This is a genomic window from Salinimicrobium sediminis (genome assembly GCF_900215295.1).
Lineage (GTDB): Bacteria > Bacteroidota > Bacteroidia > Flavobacteriales > Flavobacteriaceae > Salinimicrobium > Salinimicrobium sediminis.
In genome coordinates this window covers 132,264-156,839 of sequence record NZ_OCMF01000004.1, presented here as the reverse complement: position 1 = coordinate 156,839, position 24,576 = coordinate 132,264, and the positions used below count along the sequence as shown (strand labels likewise).

The window sequence follows — 24,576 nt, the reverse complement described above, 5'->3', positions numbered from 1 at the left end:
ATATTTAAATTGCGTCTCGCCTGTCTTAGGATTAATGTAAAAAAAGAGACCCTTCCAAAAATGGCATTTTGGAAGGGTCCCGGTGAATGATTTTCAGGGATCTTATTTCAAACCACCTACCATGTCCTTAGGCTGTACCCACTCATCAAAATCTTCGGCGGTAACATATCCAAGATTCACGGCTTCCTCCTTAAGGGTGGTACCATTTTTATGAGCGGTGTTTGCAATTTCTGCAGCTTTATAATAACCTATTTTAGTATTAAGAGCGGTCACCAGCATGAGGGAATTATTCAGCAATTCCTGGATCCTGGGCTTGTTAGGCTCGATTCCTACTGCACAATGTTCATCAAAAGAAGCGCAGGCATCTCCTAAGAGACGGGCGCTTTGTAAAATATTGGCAGCCATAACAGGTTTAAAAACATTGAGCTCAAACTGACCCTGCATTCCTCCTACGTTTATAGTAACATCATTTCCTATTACCTGTGCGCATACCATTGTAAGGGCTTCCACCTGGGTAGGATTAACTTTTCCGGGCATAATTGAAGATCCCGGCTCATTGGCAGGAATAAGGATCTCGCCAATTCCACTGCGGGGGCCCGATGCCAACATACGAATGTCATTTGCTATTTTGTTAAGAGAAACTGCCAGAGTTTTTAAGGCCCCGCTGGTTTCTACAAATGCATCATGAGCAGCCAGGGCTTCAAATTTGTTAGGTGCCGAAATAAAAGGCAGGTCGGTAAATTTCGCTATAAATTCGGCTACCCTTTTTGAATAACCTTTTGGAGTATTTAACCCAGTTCCCACGGCTGTTCCTCCCAAAGCAAGTTCAGAAAGGTGAGGCAAGGTATTTTCAAGAGCAATAATTCCATGATCAAGCTGGGAAACATAGCCGCTGAATTCCTGCCCAAGGGTAAGGGGAGTAGCATCCATAAAATGAGTACGGCCTATTTTCACCACATCCTTAAATTCTTCTGACTTTTTCTTGAGGGTATTTCTCAATTTCTTAACCCCGGGCAGTGTCACTTTTACAATCTTTTCATACACCGCAATGTGCATACCTGTTGGAAAAGTGTCATTAGAAGACTGGGATTTATTCACATCATCATTTGGAGAAAGGACCTTTTCACCTTCCCCAATGTTTTTTCCGGCTAATTGTTGAGCACGGTTTGCGATCACCTCGTTAAGGTTCATGTTGCTTTGGGTGCCGCTTCCCGTTTGCCATATCACCAATGGAAATTGATCATCGTGCTTCCCGGCAAGGATCTCGTCACATACCTTGGCGATAAGATCTCTTTTGTCTACAGACAGCGCTCCCAGCTCACAGTTTGTAAAAGCGGCTGCTTTTTTAAGATATGCAAAGCCATAAATGATCTCAAGGGGCATACTGCCCGGAGCGCCAATCTTAAAATTGTTCCTGGAACGTTCAGTTTGCGCGCCCCATAATTTATCTGAAGGGACTTTTACTTCCCCCATGGTATCTTTCTCTATTCTATATTTCATAATGACTGGTGATTTGTTACAAATTTACATTTTCAGTAAAATCTTTAGCCCGAAATGAGAATAAAAATATGAACTAAAAGAGAAAAAATCTGAACGAAAGCTTTGAAAATGAAGCCTGGAAAAATAAAATAAAAACTATTGGGAGAACTAACAGGAGTTGCTATCTTTGACAAAGATTCAAAAAACAAGGAAAACATGTTTGAATTCGATCAATATCTGGGATTTATTGCTTTTCTCGTCATCGGCCTGTTAGGGTTTTGGGTAATGGTTTTTCTAATTGGCATTATCCCGTACTGGATTGGCGGAGCTGTCAAAGAAATGCTGGATGAAAAGAAAGAAAAGAAAAGACTGGAACGTGAAAAAGTATAAGGACTTATTTTAAGTCCTTTTTTTTGTCCTTTATTGAAGGAAATGATAAAATGAAAAAGCCGTCGAATTTTCGACGGCTTTTTCATTTTACCTATGGAAGATTGAATTAGAATTCTCCTCCATTATCCATGTCTTCATCATTCATTCCTTCTCCTCGCTCCCTTCTTTGCTGATCTCTTTTTTGTTGATTGAATCTGTAAGTGAAAGATAAAGTTACACTTCTTTGTCTCCACTGGAATTCGCTTTCTCTTTCAAAGAATTGGGTAGTAGTAAAGGATTCTCTTTTTTGAGAGTTTAGAAGGTCTCTTACGTTTAGCGTCAGGGAAGCGGTTTCATTAAATAATTCCTTGCTCAAAGCCATATCGATGGAAAGCAGTCCTTCGGTTTCAGTTTGTGCGCCTTCAGAAGCTCCCCGGTAAAAGGCATTGGTTTGCCAGTCGATTTTCCAAGGTAGGGAAACCTTGGAACTAAACCTTCCGAAGTAACTTGTGTTTTTGGCACTATAGTCTACATTATTGTATTCTCCTTCAGTATCAAACTGGAAAAAGTTAAAGCTCCCGTTTAGTCTTAACCATCTTGCAGGATTGTAGAGAATCCCGGCTTCGGCACCAAGGCGGGTATTGGTAGCGAGATTAATTGGGATGGTACGAATTACCTGTGTCCCATCGGCTGCAGTTGTTCCCTGTTCCACGCGCTCAAAAGAATCTGTCTCATGTTGATAATAAACTGAGGATGTAAAAGTGAGTTTATCCCATCTCTTTAAATAACCAACATCAAAGGCATTAGAAAAGGCGGGCTCCAGATTTGGATTTCCCTGAAATATATTGGTTCGGCTCGACCTGGAAGGAAAAGGATTGATAAACCAGCCGCGGGGACGGTTGATCCTTCTGTTATATCCCACGGTAACATTTTCTCTTTCTCCTATTTCATAGATAAGGTTGACTGTAGGGAAAAGTCCCAGGTAATTATTGTCGAACTGGGTGTCAATCGGGATGCCGAATTCTTCTTCCAGTTCCTCTGCAGTAAGTTCAGACTGTATATCACCCTTTAACTGGGTGTTCTCTAAACGTAGCCCAAGCAGGAAGGAAAAATCTCCAAACTTGTTTCCATATTGAGAATACAGGGAGTTTACATTTTCGGTATATGTGAACATATTTGAAAGGGGAGATTGGATTAGATCTCCTGTCTCCTCATCTTCCAGCAAGAGGGAATAATCGGTGATCTGCTCTTCAAAATTACCCCGGTATCCGGCTTCAAACTGGGCTTCCTCTCCAATAGGTCGCACATAATCTGCCTGTATCAAATATTCTGTTTGATCTTCTTTAGTAAAAGTCTGTTCTCTTGGATAAAAAGGTAATTCTTCTCCCAGGTTAAAATCAATGGTTTCGTTGATATCCCCCACCTGGGTTTCTTTATCTTTTTCGAATTGAAGATCGGCAGTTAATTGATGGCCGCTGTCATCAAACCTGTTCATGTAGTTCAAGGAAATTTGGTAGCTGTTATCCTCTTCCATTTCCTCTTCCACTCTGCGGGTTTCCTGAGATCTTGCACCGTCCTCAAACATTCTGCTAAGGTTTGTGGTAACATCTTCGTCTTCCCCGTACCTGTAAAAACCGGTTGCTGTAACCGAAGACCTGTCGGTAAGGTAATATTCTACCCCAAGGCTGGTATTAAAGTTTCGGTTGAGTCTTTCGATCTCACGATCTTCTATGATACGATCAAATCTTGGAGATACCAACTCTCCATCCTCATTGGTATAATCGAAGTAACGTGTATCGGCAAAGGAATTTCCGGGTGCATCGAAATAACGGAAGCCTGTGGTATTAAAAATGTTGAATTTATCGGTCCTTAAGTTAAGATTAGTGGAAAGTCCCGCCTGATCGGGATAACCCGCCCTTGCTGAAACAGAACCATTAAAGCCAAGAGTGTTCTCTTTTCTAAGGATAATGTTGAGTATCCCTGCGGTACCTTCGGCATCATACCTGGCAGAAGGGGAGGTGATCACTTCCACACGCTCTATAGCATCTGCAGGAAGTTGGGAAAGTACATCGGTATTCCCAAAACCTGCCATGGCCGATGGTTTTCCGTTGATAAGGATACGCACATTTTCGTTTCCTCTTAAACTAATTCCCCCTTCTACGTCTACAGAGACTGAGGGTACATTATTAAGAGCATCTGCCACTGTTCCTCCTGCGGTAGTAAGATCTTTTCCAATATTATAGATCTTTTTATCCAGTCTTACCTCCACCTGAGTGGTTTCGGCAGTCACTACGACTTCCCCGAGTTCCCCGGCTGCCATGCCAAGTACAATATTTCCCATATTGACGTCTCCGGTAATTTCCCGATTACTGAAGGTTTTTGGTTCAAAAGAGATAAACTCTACTGTAATGTCATAAGTGCCTGCCGATACATCTATGGAAAAATTTCCCTGGGGATCTGTAATTCCTCCTGTGAGGTTTTTGGGATCACTGGGATTCTGAAAAGATATTGTTGCATATTCCAGCGGTGTCCCCTGCTCATCGGTCACTTTTCCTGTGACGGTGTGCAGATTTCTTTGGGCTAAAGCTGAAAAGGTGTTTATTAAAAGAAAAGAAAAGATTAAGACACTACTCCATAAGTGCCTGCTCGAATTTGTGGTCATACCTGGTTTTTCTAGTTTGACCTGTAAATCGGAAGAAGGTTTAAAGATTAGAGAGAAATTTTAAACAAAATAGCGTTAAACTTTTAATAAACCTGATCTTGAAGTGCTTAAGGAAAGAGGCTGGTTCTCTTTCTGTATTAATTATCAGTATTCTGCTGCTGAATTTTTTGCTCCTGTAGCATCAGGTAGCGGTCGAACTGAGGTTTGGTAAGTATATCCCTCATATCGCGGTTTTCTAATTCCTTAAGCTCAAGAAGCTGTCTTGATTTTTCTTTCTTGTCCAGGTTTGATTGTATTACATTATCTTTTTTGAAGACAAATTCAATGATCTTATGCTCCATAAGCAGAGATTGCTTGGCAGTAAGAGAGAGTTCATTTTCCCAGTATTCAACCTGTTCTTTAGCAGCTTCTTGGAGCTCCTGAGAAGCTTCAGGTTGCGTTCTGGTCTGCGAATAGGTTATAGCAGAGGTTAAGAACGCTATTGAAATTAAAAGAAGTAATTTATATGTTTTGTTAATCGTTACCATAATACCTTTTTTACAAAAGTATTGAAGAACAATAGTTTATCCGGTTAACTGCGGGTTAAAACCGTTGTAAAACATGTTAAGATAACAGTCTTTCGATGTTAGAAGAGGGGCGGCCCACAATTGCAGCTCCTTCTTTTTCCACCACAGGACGTTGGATAAGTTTTGGATTTTCAACCATTACCCTGATCAATTCCTTATCACTCAGGTCCCGGTCCCGGTATTCTTCTTTCCATATCTTCTCTTCTGTCCGCACGAGTTCTATGGGAGACATGTTCAGCTTTTGGAGTAAAGACGTTAGTTCATCTTCAGAAAGTGGATCCTTTAAATATTCCCTTACTTTAAAATCTTTACCGGAAGCCTCTAAGACTTTTACTCCTTCTCTGGATTTGCTGCAGCGGGGGTTATGGTATATAATTATCATTTTTTACAGTTATGAGTTATAAGTTATGAGTTAAGCCTGTAGTCGGTTGCATGTTTTTGAGTTCCGAGTTATTAATTCTAAATTACTGTCCACTGTCCACTGTCCACTGTCCGCTGTCCACTGTCCACTGACCACTGATCACTGATCACTGATCACTATTCTTCGACCTTCTGTCCCATCATCATTAAAAATGCTTTCAGGAAGCTGTCTATATCTCCATCCATCACAGCATCCACATTTCCGGTTTCTTCCCCGGTGCGAACGTCTTTAACCAATTTATAGGGATGCATCACATAATTCCTGATCTGAGATCCCCATTCGATCTTCATTTTTGAGTCCTCAATCTCCCTTCGCTGTGCCTGTTGTTTCTGAAGTTCAATTTCATACAACTGGCTTTTTAGCAACTGCATTGCCTTGTTCTTGTTATCTAACTGGGAACGGGTTTCAGAATTTTCTATGACAATGCCCGAAGGTGCATGCCTAAGTCTTACGGCAGTTTCTACCTTATTCACATTTTGCCCTCCTGCACCCGAAGATCTCATGGTTTCCCAGGAAATATCTGCAGGATTGATCTCGATTTGAATAGACTCATCGGCTAACGGATAAACGTAAACACTGGCAAAGGAAGTGTGGCGTTTTGCATTACTGTCAAAAGGGGAGATGCGCACCAAACGGTGTACCCCATTTTCACCCTTTAACCAACCAAATGCAAATTCACCTTCGATCTCAAGCGTTACTGTTTTAACTCCGGCCACTTCCCCTGCCTGGTAGTTGAGTTCTTTCACGGTATAACCTTTGTCTTCGGCCCACCTAAGATACATTCGCATAAGCATTTCTGCCCAGTCACAACTCTCAGTTCCGCCGGCACCCGCAGTCACCTGCAGCACCGCACTCAGGCTGTCACCTTCTTCTGAAAGCATGTTCCTGAATTCAAGATCTTCGATTAGATTTTTGGCTTTTTCATGCCTTTCGTTTACATCCTCCTCTGTAGCCTCACCTTCTTTAAAAAATTCGAAAAGCACTTCGAGGTCATCCACAAGAGTTACAGCCTCTTCATAATCATCTACCCATTTTTTTTGGGAGTTGATCTCTCTGAGGAGTAATTCGGCTTTTTTGGGATCGTTCCAGAAATCGGGAGCAAGGGTCTTCTCCTGCTGATTAGAAATTTCTATTTTTTTGGCATCAACGTCAAAGATACCTCCTTAACGCAACCAGGCGATCTTTGAGATCTTTAATAGTATCTATAGTAAGCATACTTTAATTTTTAACAAAAATAGAATTTGTGAGTCTTCCCGAAAACTATTTTACGATTATTTTATAGTTTTAAGCCACTCAAAATTCTTCCAATGAAAATCCTTGCCACTATTGCTTTAACGTTCAGTATAATACTTAGCGCCCAATCTCAATTTCTGAAAAGCAAGGAAGACCTTGTAAATCATGAAGGCTACTTTGATTTTTATTATTCAGCGAAAAATGATGAGATCTACCTGGAAGTGGAGAAGCTCAATGAAGATTTTCTTTATGTGCCTTCCCTTGCAACGGGAGTAGGTTCTAATGATATAGGGTTGGATAGAGGCCAATTAGGCAGTGAAGCAGTGGTTAGGTTTGAAAAAGCAGGAAATAAGCTGCTCCTGGTGCAACCCAATCTGCGATACAGGGCAATAACAGATAATGCTGCAGAGAAAAAAAGTGTAGAAGAAGCTTTCGCAAGATCCGTTCTTTATGGATTTGAAATTAAAGAGGAGGTAGATGGGAAATACATAATTGATCTTACTCCGTTCCTTTTTGAAGATGCTCATGGAGTAGCTTCCCGTTTAAAACAAGGCAACCACGGGAATTTTAATGTAGACAAATCCAAAAGTGCGTTGTTTTTGGAGGGCACCAAAGCTTTTCCTGAAAATGTGGAATTTGAGACCATGCTCACTTTCAAAGGGGAAGCAAATAGTGGTGCATTGCGCAGTGTTACTCCTAATTTCCAAAACTTTACGGTAAGCTTACATCATTCCTTTGTGAAACTTCCCGGAGAAGGCTTCGAAATGCGACCTTTCCTTCCTGGTAGCGGCGCGATTTTCATGTCCTATTTTAACTATTCCTCTCCGGTATACGAGCCGCTTGAAAAAAGATTTATAATTCGCCACAGGTTGAATAAAAAAAAGCCCGGGGCTGCAGAAAGTGAAGTGGTTGAGCCAATTATCTATTACCTTGATCCCGGCACTCCGGAGCCGGTGAGATCGGCTCTACTCGATGGTGCGAAATGGTGGGCAGAAGCTTTTGACGCTGCCGGGTACAAAAATGCCTATCAGGTGAAAATGCTGCCTGAAGATGCAGATCCTCTTGATGTGCGATATAATGTGATCCAATGGGTGCATCGGTCTACCCGGGGATGGAGTTATGGCGCCAGTGTGATTGATCCAAGAACCGGAGAGATCATTAAAGGACACGTGAGCCTGGGAAGCCTTAGAATAAGGCAGGATCTCATGATCGCGCAGGCATTGCTGAATAAACCTTTTGCCGAAAGGGATGATAATTACAATCAAATGATGGATCTTGCTCTTGCAAGGATTCGGCAGCTATCTGCTCATGAAGTGGGACACACTTTGGGCTTTGCTCATAATTTTGCAGCAAGTACCAATGACAATTCTTCTGTAATGGATTATCCTCACCCAATGATCAGGTTGGAAAACGGGCAGCCTGATCTTAAAAATGCGTATGATACAGGAATAGGCGAGTGGGACAAGGTAACGGTAAAATATTCTTATGGGGCCATTCCTGAAGGGGTGTCAAAAAAGCAATTTTTGACAGGAGTTTTGGCTGAAGCTCAGGAAAAAGGATTACAATTTATAAGTGATAATGATGCCAGGGCTGCAGGTGGAGCCCACGTCAATGCCCATCTTTGGGATAATGCTGATGATGCTGCCCGGGAATTGGCGAGGATCCTTGAGGTAAGAAAGAAGGCAATTGCCAATTTTTCTGTTGATAATATCCGCACAGGAGAACCTTATTCAGTTTTGGAAGATGTATTTGTGCCTTTATATTTCTTCCATCGCTATCAAACCGAAGCCGCTGTAAAGCATATTGGAGGTCTTGATTATTCATACGCCGTAAAGGGAATTGAAGAAACGGTTGTGGAAAGCCTGGACGAGGATGTTCAGGAGCAGGCGTTGGATGTCCTTCTTAGAACTCTGGATGCCGAAGAAATAGCTATTCCAAAAGAGAAGCTTAATCTTTTTCCACCCAGGGCCTTTGGTTATTCCAGATCCCGGGAATCTTTTAAAAGTAACACAGGGGTGGCCTTTGATGCTTTGGGAGCGGCTGCTACCGCGGCAGATATGACGTTATCGCTGTTGCTTCATCCTGAAAGAGCTGCCCGGCTGGTACAGCAAAAAGCATTGGATGAGGATCAATTAGGTCTTGCTGAAGTCCTGGAAGACCTCGTGACCGAAACTATTAAGGCCGGAATAAGAGATCCTTATTTGCAGGAGGTTCAAAATTCCATCAATCATAATGTGCTTCAGCATTTAATGAACCTGGCCGTTCATAAAGATGCTGTGCCCCAGGTAAAAGCGATTACCAATTTTCAGCTCATTGAGCTGGAAGAATGGCTCCAAAAAAATATTAAGCAAAATCCGGTGATGTTCAGGCAATTTATTGAGGATATCAAGTCTTTTAGAAAAGATCCTGCAGCATTTAAAGCCTTACTTGTGGCGCCACAAATTCCCGATGGTTCTCCAATCGGCAATTTTTAAAATTCAGTTGAACAAAATTATTTTATCCATATAAACAAATGAAAGAAATTGACCTAAGAAGTGATACGGTAACAAAACCCACTCCCGGAATGATGGAGGCGATCATTAATGCCGAAGTAGGGGATGATGTATATAAGGAAGATCCCACAGTAAATAAACTGGAGCGAAAACTGGCCGATATGTTTGGGATGGAGGAAGCTTTGTTCTTTCCAACCGGCAGCATGGCTAACCAGGCAGCCATTAAGTTACATACTCAGCCGGCAGATCAGTTGATCTGTGATAAATGGGCTCATGTATATAATTACGAAGGCGGAGGGGCTTCCTTTAATAGCGGAGTATCGTGTAAGCTTGTGGATGGGCAACGCGGGATGATCACTGCGGCGCAGGTGGAGGAAAATATTAATCCGCCAGACTTCTACCACTCTCCCTTAACTACCCTGGTGTGCCTTGAAAACACCACCAATAAGGGTGGAGGCGCCTGCTATGATTTTGTGGAAATAAAAAAGATAAGGAAAGTGTGTGATGAGCACAACCTGGGCTTACACCTTGACGGCGCCCGACTTTTTAATGCTTTGGTAGCTACAAAAGAAGATCCTAAAGATTATGGAAAAGTTTTCGACACTATTTCTGTTTGTCTTTCAAAAGGTCTTGGCACCCCACTGGGTACCGTACTCATTGGGAACAAGGAGATCATGAAAAATGCGATGCGGGTGCGAAAAGTTTTAGGTGGCGGAATGCGGCAGATTGGTTTTATGGCTGCCGCCGGAATTTATGCTTTAGATCATCACGTGGAAAGACTGGCAGAAGATCATAGGAGAGCTTCAGAATTGGGTAAAACCCTTAGGGAGCAGGATTATGTTGCCGAAGTAGAGCCGGTGGAAACAAATATCGTGATCTTTTACCTTAAGAATTTTTCAGATGAAGCTGATTTTATGGAGGCACTTAAAAAAGAGAATATCAGGATCAGCAATATGGGGCAGGGGAAATTGAGGATAGTTACTCACCTGGATTATTCCGAAGAAATGCATGACAGGTTTAGGGAAGTGCTCAGGAAAATTAAACTATAAAAAAAGATACCCTCCAAAAATGTCATTTCTGGAGGGTATTTTTTCAATACGGTCTGAGGAGTAAGAATGTAGAGCAGAATTTTACCTCATTCATATCTCATATCTCAATTCTCACTACTCAATTCTCAATACTAACTACTATATACTATCCGTTCAGCATATCGTTCATTCCGGGAATATCGGGCATGCCTTCTTTGGCAACGGCAGCAAGTTCTGCCTCATTGACTTCAGTAGCACGGGCAACTGCCTTATTCAATGTAAGTACAAGGTAATCTTCAAGTTGTTCTTTATCCTGCAGGAGCTCATCGGCAATCTCAATATTTTTGATCTCCCGGCTGGCAGTAATCGTTACTTTTAATAATCCGTCGGCAGACTGCTCGTCCAGAAGGACTGTTTTTAGTCTTTCCTTTGTTTCTTCAACTTTTCTTTGGGTCTCTTTGATCTTATTCATCATACCCATCATATCTCCAAACATAGTCTTCAGTTTTTGCTTTCAGCAAAACTACCTAAAAAGACATAATACATAACTTAAGACAGGAGATTTTAAGTTTTCTTTATAAGAAAGTGTAACTTTGCAGCTTGAAAAAAAATGATTTGAAGAATGAAAGTGATTGAGAACGAAAGGATTGCTCCCCGCGCAAGAAAAGTGCCTGTTGAACTCGAGAAACATGGGGATATTAGAATTGATAATTATTTTTGGCTAAGAGAGCGTGAGAATCCCGAGGTCCTTGACTATTTAACCCAGGAAAATCTTTATAATGAGCAAATGACTGCTCATACTAAAGAGCTTCAGGAAAATCTTTTTCAGGAGGTAAAAGGCAGGATCAAGGAAGATGATTCTTCGGTTCCCTATAAACTTAATGGTTACTGGTATATCACCAGGTTTGAAAAAGGAAAGGATTATCCTATCTACTCCCGAAAGAAGGAAAGCCTTGACGCGCCTGAAGAAATTCTTTTTGACGTCAATAAAATGGCTAAAGGCCATGATTATTATAAACTTTCAGGATTAAGTGTAAGTCCTAATAATAAGCTTATTTCCTATGCTGTGGACACAGTTAGCCGGAGAAAATACACCTTATACATTAAGAACCTTGAGACAGGAGAGGTGTATTCAGAAAAAATAAGGAATACCACCGGAGGCGCCACATGGGCAAATGATAATAAAACCCTTTTTTATGCCCGCAAAGATGAAGAGACTTTAAGAAGTAACAAGATCTTTAAGCACCGGCTTGGAACCAAAGCAAAGGATGATGAGTTAGTATACCTGGAAGAAGATGAAACCTTCCACACGTATGTTTATAATTCCAAATCCAAACGCTACATCATCATAGGATCAGACAGCACCCTTACTTCAGAATACAGGGTCTTATCTGCAGATGATCCTCACGGAGAATTTAAGGTCATTCAGCCAAGGATCAGAGGTCTTGAATACAGCATTGCTCATTACAGGGAATGTTTTTACATACTTACCAATAAAGATGGAGCGACAAATTTCAAACTTATGAAAGCCCCAGTTTATAATCCCTCCATTGAGAACTGGGAAGAAGTTATCCCACACAGGGAAGAAGTATTGCTGGAAGATATCGACCTTTTTAGAGATTACCTGGTAGTAAGCGAAAGGAGCAACGGTCTTAACAAGATCCATATAAGACGTTGGGATGGAACAGATTCTTATTTTCTTCCTTTCGAAAATGAGACCTACACAGCCTTTACCGGTACCAATCCTGATTTTGATACGGAGATCCTGCGGTACACCTATAACTCATTGATCACTCCGACTCAGGTGGTGGATTTCAACATGAGAACCCGTGAAAAGGATGTGAAAAAAGAACTGGAGGTGCTCGGCGGAAAATTTAAAAAGGAGAACTATGTGTCGGATAGGATTTGGGCGACAGCACAGGATGGTACAAAGATCCCTATGACCCTGGTACACCGTAAAGAATTGAAAAGGGATGGAACCAATCCTGTTCTGCAGTATGCCTATGGATCCTATGGTTCTACCATTGATCCTTACTTCTCGAATGTTAGGCTAAGTTTACTGGATAGAGGATTTATATTTGTAATTGCTCACGTAAGGGGAGGAGAATACCTGGGAAGGCAGTGGTATGAAGATGGAAAGCTCCTGAAGAAGAAAAATACATTTACAGATTTTATTGATTGCACACTTCATCTCATTAAAGAGAATTATACCTCTGCAGATCATATGTATGCAAGCGGGGGCTCGGCCGGAGGACTTCTTATGGGAGTTGTGGCCAACATGGCACCGCAGCTGTACAAAGGCATCATTGCATCTGTACCTTTTGTGGATGTGGTCACTACTATGCTCGATGAGACCATTCCATTAACCACAGGAGAGTATGATGAATGGGGAAATCCTAATGATCCTGTTTTTTATCATTATATGAAATCCTATTCTCCTTATGACAATGTAGTGGCGCAGGATTACCCAAATATGCTGGTTACTACCGGTTTACATGATTCTCAGGTGCAGTATTGGGAGCCGGCCAAGTGGGTTGCAAAACTCAGGGAGTTAAAAACCGATAACAATATTTTACTTTTTCATACTAATATGGATGCGGGGCATGGAGGAGCATCAGGACGCTTTGAAGCCTTAAGAGAAGTGGCAGAAGAGTATGCGTTTCTATTGGATTTAGAGGGAATACACGAATAATTCAAATATTTGACTTAAATTTGTTCCGTTTTGTGATCGTGGCTGGGAGATTTTTTCAAATGCGATTAATGTAAATAACTTCAATTTATGAGAGAAGATTTACAGGTTTATGATAACGTATTACAGTTAATCGGTAATACGCCCCTAATACACTTAAACCGTATCATCCAGAATTTAGAAGGAGAATTTTATGCCAAGGTTGAAGCCTTTAACCCGGGGCACTCCACTAAAGATAGAATAGCACTACACATTATTGAAGAGGCCGAGAGAAAAGGCATTTTAAAGCCCGGTGACACAATCATTGAAACCACTTCCGGAAATACCGGATTTAGTATTGCCATGGTGAGTGTGATCAAAGGTTATGAATGTATTCTTGCGGTAAGTTCGAAATCCTCCAAAGACAAGATCGACATGTTGCGGGCTATGGGCGCCAAAGTATATGTGTGTCCTGCCAATGTCTCGGCAGATGATCCCAGATCCTATTATATGGTAGCAAAGAGGATGCATGATGAGATAAAGGGTTCTGTCTATATCAACCAATACTTCAATGAACTGAATATAGAAGCTCATTACCGAAGCACCGGTCCTGAAATCTGGAAACAAACCGAGGGTAAGATCACTCACCTTGTGGCTTGCAGCGGAACCGGCGGAACAATTTCGGGTACTGCAAGGTTCCTGAAAGAAATGAATCCCAGGATTCGCATTTTAGGAATCGATGCTTATGGTTCTGTTCTTAAAAAATACCATGAAACCAAAGAATTTGATGCTGCGGAGATCTATCCCTACCGAATCGAAGGCCTTGGAAAAAACCTTATCCCTACTGCAACCGACTTTGAATCTATTGACAAATTTGTGAAGGTAAGCGACGAGGATAGTGCTCATGCTGCGAGGCAGCTGGCAATAACCGAAGGTCTTTTTGTAGGTTATACCAGCGGGGCTGCACTACAGGGCACCCGCCAGCTCGCTGAAGAAGGAGAATTTAACAAGAACAGCAAGGTCGTCATTATCTTCCCCGATCATGGTTCCCGCTATATGAGCAAGGTATTTAGTGATGAATGGATGAATGAGCAGGGCTTTTTTGATAGTAAACACGAAAAAGCTGCAAATCAAATAGAATTTATCAAGTAAATGATTTTCCGCTTGAAAAGAAAAAGAAGGTATAGAAATATACCTTCTTTTTTTTTCGTTAAAGAGTTGTAATTACCCTTCAGCAGCAGCCGGTGTTAAATTATGTTCTTAGAACATGTTTTTCAGCAGTCTTAGGTATGGAGGATTATGCAGTTGCTATTAATTTACTACTTTTGCAGAAGTCAAAAAATATAAAAAATGGCAGACTTATTTGATAAAATATATAAGGACAAAGGGCCTTTGGGGAAATGGAGTGAGGTAGCAGAAGGGTATTTTGTATTTCCAAAGCTTGAAGGACCTATTTCCAACCGAATGAAATTTCGGGGACAGGATGTAATCACCTGGAGTATTAATGATTACCTGGGGCTTGCCAATCACCCTGACGTTAGAAAAGTAGATGCTGAAGCTGCTGCTCAATGGGGTTCTGCATACCCAATGGGCGCAAGAATGATGAGTGGACATACAGACCTGCATGAAAAACTTCAGGACGAACTTGCTTCTTTTGTTTCTAAAGAGGCTGCTTACCTGCTCAATTTTGGTTATCAGGGGATGGTATCAACCATCGATGCTTTGGTATCCAAAAAAGATGTTATTGTATATGATGTTGATGCTCATGCTTGTATTATAGATGGGGTGCGCCTGCATTTAGGTCAGCGCTTCACCTATAAGCATAACGATATGGAGAGTATCGAGAAGAACCTGCAACGTGCCGAAAAGATCGCTGAACAAACCGGCGGAGGGATCCTTGTTATTTCTGAAGGAGTTTTCGGAATGAGAGGAGAGCAGGGGAAACTTAAAGAAATTATTGCCCTAAAGGAAAAGTATAACTTCAGATTCCTTGTTGATGATGCACATGGATTTGGTACCCTTGGGGCTACCGGTGCAGGAGCAGGTGAAGAGCAGGGAGTGCAGGATGGAATAGATGTTTATTTTGCCACTTTTGCCAAGTCCCTGGCAAGTACCGGAGCTTTTATAGCTGCAGACCAGGAGATCATAGATTATCTTAAATACAATCTTCGTTCGCAAATGTTCGCCAAATCCCTGCAAATGCAGCTGGTTATTGGAGCACTAAAACGTCTTGAAATGCTAAGAACCATGCCTCAGCTTAAAGAAAAGCTTTGGGAGAATGTGAATACCCTTCAAAATGGCTTAAAAGACCGCGGATTTGATATTGGAACTACCCAAAGTTGTGTGACTCCTGTTTATCTTAAGGGAAGTATTCCTGAAGCTATGGCCCTGGTTAATGACCTTAGAGAGAATTACGGAATTTTCTGCTCGATTGTGGTGTATCCGGTAATACCGAAAGGAATGATCCTGCTAAGATTAATTCCTACTGCGACTCATTCTATGGAAGATATAGAGGAAACCCTTGCTGCTTTTTCTGCAATTAGGGAACGTCTGGAAAATGGGACTTACCGCAGGCTTTCTGCAGGAGTAGCCGCTGCTATGGAGAAATAATTTTATACTAAAATATAATTGCTAAAAATCCCCTTTTTCGAAGGGGATTTTTTTTGCCCTTTTTGGAGCCTGTAACTTTATAATTAGTTTAATAGAAAGGAATTTACTGTTGCTTATATTAATAAGGAAAAGGAAGTTTAATATTAAAATATATAAGAATGGAAGATCTAAAACTGGCAGTGATTTATTACAGCTCTACAGGAACCAATTATCAACTGGCAAAATGGGCAGAAGCTGCAGCAAATGAGAATGGCGCCGAAGTAAGATTTAGAAAAGTGAAGGAGCTCGCACCACAGGAAGCAATTGCAGCAAATGAAGACTGGAAGAAGCATATTGAAGCCACCAAAGACGTTAAGGAGGCATCCATGGATGACCTGGAATGGGCAGATGCCTATATCTTTAGCGCTCCTACCCGTTACGGGAACCTACCTTCCCAGTTAAAGCAATTCCTGGATACTACCGGCGGATTATGGTTTAGCGGAAAATTGGCCAATAAAGTAGTTAGTGGTATGACCAGTGCAAGTAATGTTCACGGAGGTCAGGAATCAACGCTCCTATCTTTGTACAAGACCATGTTCCATTGGGGTGCAATAGTTGCGGCCCCTGGATATACAGATGAAGCTATTTTTAATGCAGGAGGAAACCCTTACGGAGTAAGTGTCACCGCCGGAAAAGATGAAATGGGTGAAAAAGTGAAAAAAGCTGTTGGTCACCAGACTAAAAGAACCCTTCAATTGGCCCAATGGGTGAAAAAAGGGTCCTGATTAAAACCTAACTTTTGAAATATATAATTTTAGGAAGCTGCCGGAGAGGCAGCTTTTTTTATAAAACTAATTCAGTAAATAACCGGTCCAGAGTATTGTCCAGATCAATGCAAAGCCCGGGGTGAGGCCTGGAGGTTTGGATCACTGAGCTCCGAACGGCGGTTAACCACCTAAACCTTGAAGCCACATCCATTTGCGCGATAGGTCCGCCTTCTTTGTCTCCCCGGCATATCCTTTCGAAAGACCTCAGGTTTTTTTCCAGCTGCTCTATATCACAATCGGAACAGAGCATGAGCAGTTTTTCAGAATTGAGCAGGTAGCGAACCTTGAGGTATTTCTCTTTTTTGCAAAACACAACTACCCCTACGTTGAGGAACTCTTCCCGCTCCACCCGTGGTACCACCCTTAAGACGGCATATTCATATAAGTGCTTGTCTTGCATTTTGTGCTTCTTTTTTAAAAATGTGAGAGTGCTCCAGCCTTATTTTTAAAAATTGGAGATAGGCTGCCCGTATCTCTTCGGGAGTTTCTTCTGTTTCCTGCCATTGCAGCCATTGATCGGGCAAACCTGCAACGATATCTTTTAAATTTTCTTCTGAAAGTAATTTGGTGAACTCAGCATCAATAGTGTCAAGTTGTGTGGCCTGTGGCAGTAAAACATGGTCTTTGATCAAGCTGAAAGGAGTCTTTGCCTGTTTTTCCAGGTCGGTCCAGGAATGATGGAAATAAAACGAGGCGCCGTGGTCAATAAGCCAGAGCTCCTTGTGCCACATCAACATGTTTGTATTCCTATAGGTTCTGTCTACGTTCGTAATAAATGCATCCAGCCAAACAATTCTGGAGGCTGTAGATTCATCTATAGTATTTACCGCCGGATCATAATTAATGGCACCCGAAAGAAAATGAAGGGCAAGGTTTAAACCTTTGCTGCCTTGAAGTAGATCCTGTATTTCTTCATCTCCTTCAGTCCTCCCAAATGCTTCATCTAAATTAGCAAAAACGAGTTCAGGCACCGGGAGGCCCAACAGCCGGGCGATCTCTCCTCCTAAAAATTCAGCAATCAGAGCTTTTACGCCATGGCCTGCGCCACGAAACTTCAGGACGTATTTAAAATCATCATCTGCTTCGGCAAGGGCAGGTAGAGAGCCTCCTTCCCGTAAAGGAGCAATATAACGACAAACCGTAACCGTTCTTATATCTTCAATTTTTCCCATTAAGGGTGTTTTGGGTGCAAATTCCGGAACAAATTTAAAATTGTTCTGCAGTTGAAACAGGTTTTATAGGATTTAAATTTTTGTGGCTTTTAATTCTACTTCATAAGGAAATGCAAAATTTTCAACCGGTTTTTTTTCCAGCCACGCCTGCCGGTCTTCCTTACGTATAATTACCGGCATTCTTTCTTTATTGTTATGAATTTCACTCATGAGCTCATTTGCCCTGGTGGTCACTATAGAATAAGTATTCAGAAAATTTCGGGTTACAGGATCTCTCCATGAAGAGTATATCCCTGCGAAGGCAAAAATTTCCTCTTTTACCGGAGTGATAAGATATTTCTGTTTTTGTTTTCCTTTTTCATCCAGCCATTGCCATTCATAGTAACCGTTTGCGATTACCAGACAACGATTTTCTACTGAATTACGAAAAGCAGGTTTTTCGGTGAGAGTTTCAATTCGGGCATTGAGAGTGGATTTCTTCAGGTTGTCATTTTTAGCCCAACCAGGAATGAGACCCCAGTTGTATAACAGGATCTCCCCGGGAGCATAATCGGTGATCACAGGATTGGAAGAGAAATCAAAGCCATTGATCTCTTCCTGCGGCTGATATGAGCCCGGTTCCATAAATCGGGCTTCAAAAGCTTTTTCTATCTCTATAATTTTAGCATTAAGCCTGGTCCTGAAACACATGGGAAGTTTCTTTTAAAGATATGGAAATCTGCGGGATGGCAAAGAACCTCTGCAATAGAAAAGCCTGCAATAAGAGCAGGCCCTGTTGAGTTAAAATAAGCTTTTACACCATTATTCTTTAGGTAAAAGTCTTTTTTGTCTTTGTTGTTTTAATGCCTTGGTTACAGCTTCAAAAATATCCTTTTTCAGGCGCTTATATTGCCTTGAAAAATGGATTACTTCGTTAAGGAGAATTTTATGTTCATCTCTATAGATCCTGCCTTCACGGGGAGTGTCAATATCTTCCAGTAATTTTTGTAACCTGTTGCTATGGTCATTAACCTTTTGCTCCAGGAGTACCAGATCTTTCCGGGAATGGTCCAGTTGCTGAATAAGTTCTCTAACCACCGTAAACAGCTGAGATTCTATAATAGGCATAGTATATTCTTTGAGCATATCCTCAAAGAACCTGTGTTCATCCTTAATAAAGTTGAGTTCAGATTTCCACTGCAGCGAGGAGAAATGCATTTCATCGGGTGATTTCCACTCAATGTACCGGTAATGGTGAGCCTTATTTTCCATGATGAAAAAAATTATGTTTTATTAGGTCTCTTTACTGGTCTTTCTAAGATTACTGCCAGTATAGAGATAGATGTCCATTTTAAGAACCTTGAAATTATCGGCAAAGTCTTGTATTCTTTGACCCAATTTTATATGTTCCTCGTGATAAAACACTTCACAGCTAATGTCTTCACATTCCAGAATACCTTCAATATCGTACCTGTGATTATGTACTTCTCTTATCAATTCTATGTTTTCTTTTTTGATCTCCTGTAGATCATTGTAAAATAGTTGAAGCTTTTCATACAGGTTCAAAACGTTTTTTCTGAATATATCTGCCGTAAGGAAAAGGATGAGGAAATTGATCTCCTCAGAAATATAGGACAACTCCTCTTTCCAGCTCCTGTTTTCCTGAAGCAATCTCTCTATCTCTTTCTCGTTTGCCGAGAAACTTCTGGAAGTATTCCGGTTCATAAATCCTTACGTTTAAGTTATTAAGGTAAAAAATAAATATTTTAATAAGATGACAAATGTCAAGAATTTAAAATTTAGCAGGCTCAAAAAGGGTATTTTTTAAGGAAGTTTTGTGGTCTTAAAAATTTAACTAAAAATAATTTTTGAATATGTATTATGAGTCTAAAAATGATATACATTTGGCGCCTCAAACAATTAATAATTCATTTAAAATGAAAAAATCCTTTTTGACTTTTGCTGTTATCGCATTAGTATTTAGTTTTACTTCTTGTAAAGAAACTACTACTGAAACCACTGAAGAAAGTGCAGTAGAAGTTATCGAAACTCCAGAGACTCCAGAAGTTGAGGAAGTTGAAGTTGAAGAAGTTGTTGATACTACAAGCACCGGCGGTACCGTAGTAGAAGACATTACAGATACTACTTCTGTAGAATAATTTATTCTTTCGAAGAACCCGGCACATAAGTGCCTTGGAAGGATCCGTGAGCTTATCACGGATCTTTTTGTTTTAAACAGAAACGGTTACCACCTGCCCAAGGTGAGGGATCTCAGGTTTCCAGTTATATCTATCCCTAATCTTTACCCTAAGTACATCTGCTGCCTTTTTTTCACCGTGGATTAGAAAAATCCTTTCCGGCACATTCTCAATCCCAGAGATCCAGTTCAGCAGCCCGTTTTGATCTGCATGAGCCGAAAGGCTGTTGATGCTTTCCACTGCCGCTTTTACCTGTAAATATTTTCCAAAAATCTTTACTTCAGGCAAACCTTCTAATAGTTGTCTTCCCCGGGTGCCTTCGGCCTGGAAACCTGTGAGTAAAATTATTGTTTTTGGGTCTTCAATGAAAAAACGCAGATAGGTAAGTACGCGTCCCCCCGTAACCATCCCACTACCTGCAATTACGACCTTAGGAGATGGATCTTCAATAGTATTCCAGGTATCCTTGTATTGGGTTATGACTTTAAAACATTTTTTCATCCGTTTAAACTCATCGTGAGATAGTTTATGCCATGACATGAACCTGCTAAAAACCGTAAGCACTTCATTACCCATGGGACTGTCAATGTAAAGCGGAATCTTGGGAATTAAATTCCTGTCCCTGAGTTTATAGATACGATACATAAGAGTTTGTAATCTCTCCACCGCAAAACTTGGTATAATAAGTATTCCCTGCTGTTCAAGGGTCGTTTCTATAGCAGTTTTTAAGATGATATCGGGATCCTCATCAGGATGTAAGCGATCTCCATAGGTGCTTTCCAGAAAGAGAAAATCGGCACGTTGTGGTTTTAGAGGGGGATTGAGCAGGCTATCTTCATCCTGACCAATATCGCCCGAAAATACAAAGATCTTCTTTCCTATTTCCAGTTCAATATAAGTGGAGCCCAGGATATGTCCATTTGGTCTGAACCTGTATTTTATATGCTCGGAAACTTCAAACCATTCTTCGGGTTTTACCGTCTTAAAAAGAGAGACTGTCTGTGCTACATCTTTTTCGTCATACAAAGGTAAAGCGGGTTCATGATGAGAGTAATGTTCTTCATTGGCTCTCTCTGCATCCTCCTGCTGGATCTTTGCGCTATCTGTCAAAATAATTTCTGCGATAGACAGAGTAGGAGAGGTTCCTATGATTTGACCTTTGAAGCCTTCTTTAATTAACCGTGGTAAAGCTCCGGTATGGTCCAGGTGTCCATGGGTAAGTAATATCAGGTCGATTTTCCCAGGCGGGAAAGCAAATTTATTCCAGTTCATTTCCCGAAGCTCTTTAAGCCCCTGGAACATTCCGCAGTCTATAAGAATATTTTTTTCAAAGGCTTGCAAAAGAAATTTTGACCCGGTCACAGTTCCCGAAGCACCTAAGAAATGTATTTGCACATTATTTTTCATGATAAGCCATTCCCGAATTACATAGTTCTTCCATTTCTTTTAAAATCTTCTTTTTCCTGCCCGGTGATATTTCCAGTTGGTCCAGAAGAAACTGATTATCCAAAAGTTCCATGCATAAAACAACATCTCTGCTTAAAAGGAATTGTTTTTCCCTGCCTGATAACAAAGAAGATACAGTAATAGGATAAAGACCCAGATGATCGATGCGATCTTTAAGACCCTGGTATTTAGGGTAATCCCAGCTTAAGAGCTGCAAACCAACGCAGTGACTGTACTGGAGTGCGTCTTTAGTAAACCTGGTATTGGTAACAACCCAACCCTCGTTATAGACCTGTACATTTTCTCCTTTTTGAGACCTGTGATTCCTGATATCCTGAAAGCGGGCATGAATATACAGGGGGATCTTCACATTACAATTTCTTCCCTGTTCACCATGGAATTTACATTCAATAAACAACTTCTTTTCATCCTTTACTGCAATTACATCTATTTCATGGGGGACGCAGGCTCCCTGTACCACTTTACCAATTTCCACCTTGTACCCGCTGTGTTCTAAAACGGCTCCAATAAATCGTTCAAAAGGAAAACCGGTAGGTCCCAGTTCAAAAATTGCTTTTTTAAGTTTGTACCTGGAAGCTGTTAGTCCATCCTGTGATTTTAAAAGTTTGTAAGCCAGTTTGTAGATCTGTTTTGTGCTCATTCCTTCATAAAGATCCTTTTCCAGAGTCTTAAGGATATCCTGGATGACGTGTTCCTTTGCACCCGACCTTCTTAGAGAGCCTGCAACTTTTTCTTTTGAATAATCAGGTCGTTCTCCCGAAGCAGTAAGGATCTTCATAGCAAAATTTTAGGATTTTTCGGGTTGATGTAAAACCAGTACCGGTACCTTAGAATAATGTGCAAGGTTCTTATACAAAGGTTGTAGTAAAAGATTCTGTACGAGCGTATGTTTTTTATTAATAAATGCGATCATATCACTCCCTCTGCTTTCCAAAAATGAATAAATGCCTATTGGTACACTGAGGTATTCCAGAAAATGGAAGGAATGTCTTACCCCTTCAAGTTTTTCCTGAAGCTGAGCCCGGTTGTATTTTTGAGATCTGCTTAATCCGCCTTCTTCAGCGATATGTAAAATTCGAATAGCAGACCCATATTTTCGTGCTAAACCAATCAAAAAATCCAGGTCTGTAGGAGTAAGCTCCACCTTAAAACTGTTCGCCAAAACAATTTCCGTAGGCGGTTTAAAAGAAACATGCGCAGGTATAGCAAGGACGGGACACTTTTCCACATCTTCCATGATGTTAATAGTATTACTGCCGTAAACAACTTCTTTATTACCGGTCTTTCCCTGGGTGCCTATTACAATTAGATCCTGTTTATGGATTCTTAGCTCTTTATTTATGGCATCAACAAGCAACAGGTTGTGAACAGCTGTTTTAAATGTGTGGTTTTTGCCAGCCTTCAAGGAAAATTCTTCGGCAAGCTGTTCAAGTTTTTTTTCTGTATCCTTCCTTACCTTCTCCAGATTCTTTTCACCCGGCTCTGCGGTTAGCTTACTTTTCTCGTGGTATTCAAAAACCTTATAGGCGTGTAAAAAGGTAAAAGTGATTTTATCTTCCCTAAACATTTCCAAAGCATAGGTGATCGCATTAAAAGCATTCTGCGAGAAATCTGTGGGTAAAAGGATCTTTTTCATGATTTCTTATTTGACGGAATTACCAAAAAAGGCACTTTCACATTAAAACCAATTTCATTTACCACCGGACGGAAGAGAAGGTTCTCAAAAAATGAATGTTTGTTGTTGACCATTACGAGCATATCAACTTCATTTTCTTCAGTAAAATCATAGATGGCGCGGGTGACGGTTTTATCGGTAATACTGAAAAAGTTAAGTTTATTATCCTTAAAGGCTCGTACCAATGCTTTCTTCCTGCCCGCCTGACTTTCAGTAAGATTCAGTTCGGAATACACATGGAGCACATTTATGGCAGAGTTGTGAGTATCAACAATATTGCGCATGATCTTAAGTACCCCGGGAATTTCAGTCTCATAGTCTGTTGGGAACAGGATGTTTTTTGGCGGCCGGTATTCAAAATGAGCAGGAATTGCCAGTAAAGGGCAGCGCGTCTTTTTTATAGCATGAACGGTATGAGTGCCAAATAAGATTTCTTCGGCACCGGTGGCTCCTTTAGTACCCATTACCACAAGATCAATTTTTTTCTCCTTTACAATTTCCTTCAATTCATCGCTAAGGAGATTAAATGAAGAAACCAGTTCAAAATGGTGATTTTCATTCTTATACTTTCGCAGTATTCTTCGCCGTACCCGCTCAAGACCCTGCTGGGATTTATTTCTGTAGATTTCTGTTAATGTGGGTTGTGTGCTGCTATAAGTTAAATATTCATTATCATACAGTACAGGAGTATAGGTATTGAGAAGGAAAAACAAACACTCTTCCCCGGCAAAAAGTTCCATAGCATAACAAATGGCATTAAGTGCATTTGCAGAAAAATCGGTGGGAAGCAGGATCTTTTTCATCGGTCTGAAAATTTATAAACGGTAAAAATTTTGAAGTACCAGAAATGGAATTTTTGGGTCAAATCCTATTTTATCTATAGTCGAAGTGTATAGGAGATTCTCAAGGTAACTGTGGCGCGAGTTTACGAGTACCAACAGGTCGATGTTCAACTGGGGGATAAGTTTTTTAATAACTTCAGCTTTATCATCCAGTTCTTCAAAATGTTCAGTAATCTTTATGTTATAAAATTGCTCCAGGACTGCCGCTTTATGTTCTTTTTGTCTCAAAGTTTCTTGCGGATATTTGGAAATGTAGAGCAAATGTATCTCTGCACATATGGATCGCACTAAATCCCCTACCAACTTTAATTCTCTGCGCTGGTAAGGTAACATGAAATTGGAGGGGAATAATACTCTTTTCAGGTCTCTGAAGCTGTAGCTTGCGGGTATGCTGAGAACAGGACATTGAACATATTTAATAATCTGTAGGGAGTTGCTTCCAAAGGTAAGTTTGCGGTCATCAGAGACTCCACGGGTGGAAGTAATAATTAGATCTGCATTTTCCCTTTCTGCGAGATCGTTGACTTCATCTATAAGTAGTCCAAAAGCAGAAACCGTCTTAAATTCATGTTTGGGATTGGGAAAGATCTCCAGAATTCGGGATTTGGTTTTTTCCAACTCTGCATCTGCTTTACTTTTTATTCTGCTCTTTAGTTCTTCAAGAAATTCCCTGGAAAGGTCGTCGGCCTCTTCAAAGACTTCATCGGCATAAGCGTGCAAAAGAAAGAACTCACTCCTTTCGTATTTAAACAACTCGGCAGCATATTTAAGGGCATCAAAGGCGTTCTCTGAAAAATCTGTTGGCACGACTATCTTTCTCATAGGGAAGGATTTTTCTAAAGTTACGGGAAATCAGTAGATTAAATAATGATTTATGTCATTGTGCCAATAAATAAAAGAGGGATGAGA

General features: G+C 40.8%; 24 protein-coding genes. 8 read left to right on the top strand and 16 right to left on the bottom strand.

What is annotated here, in order from left to right; translation table 11 throughout:
- Window positions 1–102: 102 nt before the first annotated feature.
- On the bottom strand, window positions 103–1,500 hold the full coding sequence (gene fumC, locus CRO16_RS13610) for a class II fumarate hydratase (protein WP_097056944.1): 1,398 nt from the start codon (window positions 1,498–1,500) through the stop codon (window positions 103–105).
- Window positions 1,501–1,638: 138 nt separating this feature from the next.
- On the opposite strand from fumC, the gene CRO16_RS13605 reads away from it, so the two are divergent.
- Window positions 1,639–1,869, top strand: a complete 231-nt coding sequence (locus tag CRO16_RS13605; RefSeq protein WP_102016845.1) for a hypothetical protein — start codon at window positions 1,639–1,641, stop codon at window positions 1,867–1,869.
- 106 nt (window positions 1,870–1,975) lie between these two features.
- On the opposite strand, the gene CRO16_RS13600 is transcribed toward CRO16_RS13605, so the two are convergent.
- The 4 genes from CRO16_RS13600 to prfB form a co-directional block, all read right to left on the bottom strand.
- Window positions 1,976–4,510 carry a TonB-dependent receptor domain-containing protein gene (locus tag CRO16_RS13600; RefSeq protein WP_097056943.1) on the bottom strand — a complete coding sequence of 845 codons (2,535 nt, stop codon included), beginning with the start codon at window positions 4,508–4,510 and terminating at the stop codon, window positions 1,976–1,978.
- Between the two features lie 137 nt (window positions 4,511–4,647).
- A complete protein-coding gene (locus CRO16_RS13595) occupies window positions 4,648–5,037 on the bottom strand; it encodes a hypothetical protein (RefSeq protein ID WP_097056942.1) in 390 nt (129 codons plus the stop codon).
- Between the two features lie 76 nt (window positions 5,038–5,113).
- Window positions 5,114–5,458 carry an arsenate reductase (glutaredoxin) gene (gene arsC / locus CRO16_RS13590; RefSeq protein WP_097056941.1) on the bottom strand — a complete coding sequence of 115 codons (345 nt, stop codon included), beginning with the start codon at window positions 5,456–5,458 and terminating at the stop codon, window positions 5,114–5,116.
- Window positions 5,459–5,613: 155 nt separating this feature from the next.
- A protein-coding gene (prfB, locus tag CRO16_RS13585) for a peptide chain release factor 2 (RefSeq protein ID WP_143544550.1) occupies window positions 5,614–6,712 on the bottom strand; the annotation gives its coding sequence in 2 pieces (ribosomal slippage) (window positions 5,614–6,648 and window positions 6,650–6,712; 1,098 coding nt in all).
- A gap of 92 nt (window positions 6,713–6,804) precedes the next feature.
- Here prfB and CRO16_RS13580 point away from each other — a divergent pair.
- On the top strand, window positions 6,805–9,204 hold the full coding sequence (locus tag CRO16_RS13580; protein WP_097056939.1) for a zinc-dependent metalloprotease: 2,400 nt from the start codon (window positions 6,805–6,807) through the stop codon (window positions 9,202–9,204).
- A 38-nt stretch (window positions 9,205–9,242) separates the two neighbouring features.
- Window positions 9,243–10,271: a threonine aldolase family protein gene (locus tag CRO16_RS13575; protein WP_097056938.1), complete on the top strand. Its 1,029-nt coding sequence runs from the start codon at window positions 9,243–9,245 to the stop codon at window positions 10,269–10,271.
- 145 nt (window positions 10,272–10,416) lie between these two features.
- Here the strand turns inward: CRO16_RS13575 and CRO16_RS13570 are convergent, their stop codons facing one another.
- Window positions 10,417–10,746 (bottom strand): YbaB/EbfC family nucleoid-associated protein, encoded by a 330-nt coding sequence (locus CRO16_RS13570; protein WP_097056937.1) that lies wholly within the window; start codon window positions 10,744–10,746, stop codon window positions 10,417–10,419.
- Window positions 10,747–10,872: 126 nt separating this feature from the next.
- Here CRO16_RS13570 and CRO16_RS13565 point away from each other — a divergent pair, with 126 nt between their 5' ends.
- From CRO16_RS13565 to wrbA, 4 genes are all read left to right on the top strand, one after another.
- Window positions 10,873–12,942 carry a S9 family peptidase gene (locus tag CRO16_RS13565; protein ID WP_097056936.1) on the top strand — a complete coding sequence of 690 codons (2,070 nt, stop codon included), beginning with the start codon at window positions 10,873–10,875 and terminating at the stop codon, window positions 12,940–12,942.
- A gap of 87 nt (window positions 12,943–13,029) precedes the next feature.
- Window positions 13,030–14,070 (top strand): PLP-dependent cysteine synthase family protein, encoded by a 1,041-nt coding sequence (locus CRO16_RS13560; protein ID WP_097056935.1) that lies wholly within the window; start codon window positions 13,030–13,032, stop codon window positions 14,068–14,070.
- A 198-nt stretch (window positions 14,071–14,268) separates the two neighbouring features.
- Complete coding sequence (locus CRO16_RS13555; protein ID WP_097056934.1) at window positions 14,269–15,528, top strand: aminotransferase class I/II-fold pyridoxal phosphate-dependent enzyme; 1,260 nt, start codon at window positions 14,269–14,271, stop codon at window positions 15,526–15,528.
- A 158-nt stretch (window positions 15,529–15,686) separates the two neighbouring features.
- Complete coding sequence (gene wrbA, locus CRO16_RS13550) at window positions 15,687–16,292, top strand: NAD(P)H:quinone oxidoreductase (protein WP_097056933.1); 606 nt, start codon at window positions 15,687–15,689, stop codon at window positions 16,290–16,292.
- A 58-nt stretch (window positions 16,293–16,350) separates the two neighbouring features.
- On the opposite strand, the gene CRO16_RS13545 is transcribed toward wrbA, so the two are convergent.
- The 5 genes from CRO16_RS13545 to CRO16_RS13525 form a co-directional block, all read right to left on the bottom strand.
- Complete coding sequence (locus tag CRO16_RS13545; protein ID WP_097056932.1) at window positions 16,351–16,734, bottom strand: DUF3037 domain-containing protein; 384 nt, start codon at window positions 16,732–16,734, stop codon at window positions 16,351–16,353.
- The gene (locus CRO16_RS13540; RefSeq protein WP_097056931.1) at window positions 16,712–17,506 is read right to left on the bottom strand and encodes a HipA family kinase; all 795 of its coding nucleotides are present in this window, start codon (window positions 17,504–17,506) and stop codon (window positions 16,712–16,714) included. Before CRO16_RS13540 ends, CRO16_RS13545 begins: the two co-directional genes overlap by 23 nt.
- A 72-nt stretch (window positions 17,507–17,578) precedes the next feature.
- Window positions 17,579–18,196 carry an SOS response-associated peptidase gene (locus CRO16_RS13535; protein ID WP_097056930.1) on the bottom strand — a complete coding sequence of 206 codons (618 nt, stop codon included), beginning with the start codon at window positions 18,194–18,196 and terminating at the stop codon, window positions 17,579–17,581.
- A gap of 111 nt (window positions 18,197–18,307) precedes the next feature.
- Window positions 18,308–18,757: a hypothetical protein gene (locus tag CRO16_RS13530; RefSeq protein ID WP_097056929.1), complete on the bottom strand. Its 450-nt coding sequence runs from the start codon at window positions 18,755–18,757 to the stop codon at window positions 18,308–18,310.
- A 21-nt stretch (window positions 18,758–18,778) separates the two neighbouring features.
- Complete coding sequence (locus tag CRO16_RS13525; protein WP_097056928.1) at window positions 18,779–19,210, bottom strand: hypothetical protein; 432 nt, start codon at window positions 19,208–19,210, stop codon at window positions 18,779–18,781.
- Window positions 19,211–19,353: 143 nt separating this feature from the next.
- On the opposite strand from CRO16_RS13525, the gene CRO16_RS13520 reads away from it, so the two are divergent.
- Window positions 19,354–19,644 (top strand): hypothetical protein, encoded by a 291-nt coding sequence (locus tag CRO16_RS13520; RefSeq protein WP_245859059.1) that lies wholly within the window; start codon window positions 19,354–19,356, stop codon window positions 19,642–19,644.
- Window positions 19,645–19,716: 72 nt separating this feature from the next.
- On the opposite strand, the gene CRO16_RS13515 is transcribed toward CRO16_RS13520, so the two are convergent.
- The 5 genes from CRO16_RS13515 to CRO16_RS13495 are packed head-to-tail and all read right to left on the bottom strand — an operon-like array spanning window position 19,717 to window position 24,489.
- Window positions 19,717–21,090 carry an MBL fold metallo-hydrolase RNA specificity domain-containing protein gene (locus tag CRO16_RS13515; RefSeq protein WP_097056927.1) on the bottom strand — a complete coding sequence of 458 codons (1,374 nt, stop codon included), beginning with the start codon at window positions 21,088–21,090 and terminating at the stop codon, window positions 19,717–19,719.
- Window positions 21,080–21,928 carry a restriction endonuclease gene (locus tag CRO16_RS13510; RefSeq protein ID WP_097056926.1) on the bottom strand — a complete coding sequence of 283 codons (849 nt, stop codon included), beginning with the start codon at window positions 21,926–21,928 and terminating at the stop codon, window positions 21,080–21,082. Before CRO16_RS13510 ends, CRO16_RS13515 begins: the two co-directional genes overlap by 11 nt.
- A 9-nt stretch (window positions 21,929–21,937) precedes the next feature.
- Window positions 21,938–22,786, bottom strand: a complete 849-nt coding sequence (locus CRO16_RS13505) for a universal stress protein (RefSeq protein WP_097056925.1) — start codon at window positions 22,784–22,786, stop codon at window positions 21,938–21,940.
- Complete coding sequence (locus CRO16_RS13500) at window positions 22,783–23,628, bottom strand: universal stress protein (protein WP_097056924.1); 846 nt, start codon at window positions 23,626–23,628, stop codon at window positions 22,783–22,785. The genes CRO16_RS13505 and CRO16_RS13500 overlap by 4 nt, the downstream gene beginning before the upstream one ends.
- A gap of 12 nt (window positions 23,629–23,640) precedes the next feature.
- Window positions 23,641–24,489, bottom strand: coding sequence for a universal stress protein (locus CRO16_RS13495; RefSeq protein ID WP_097056923.1), 849 nt, complete (start codon window positions 24,487–24,489; stop codon window positions 23,641–23,643).
- Window positions 24,490–24,576 lie beyond the last annotated feature (87 nt).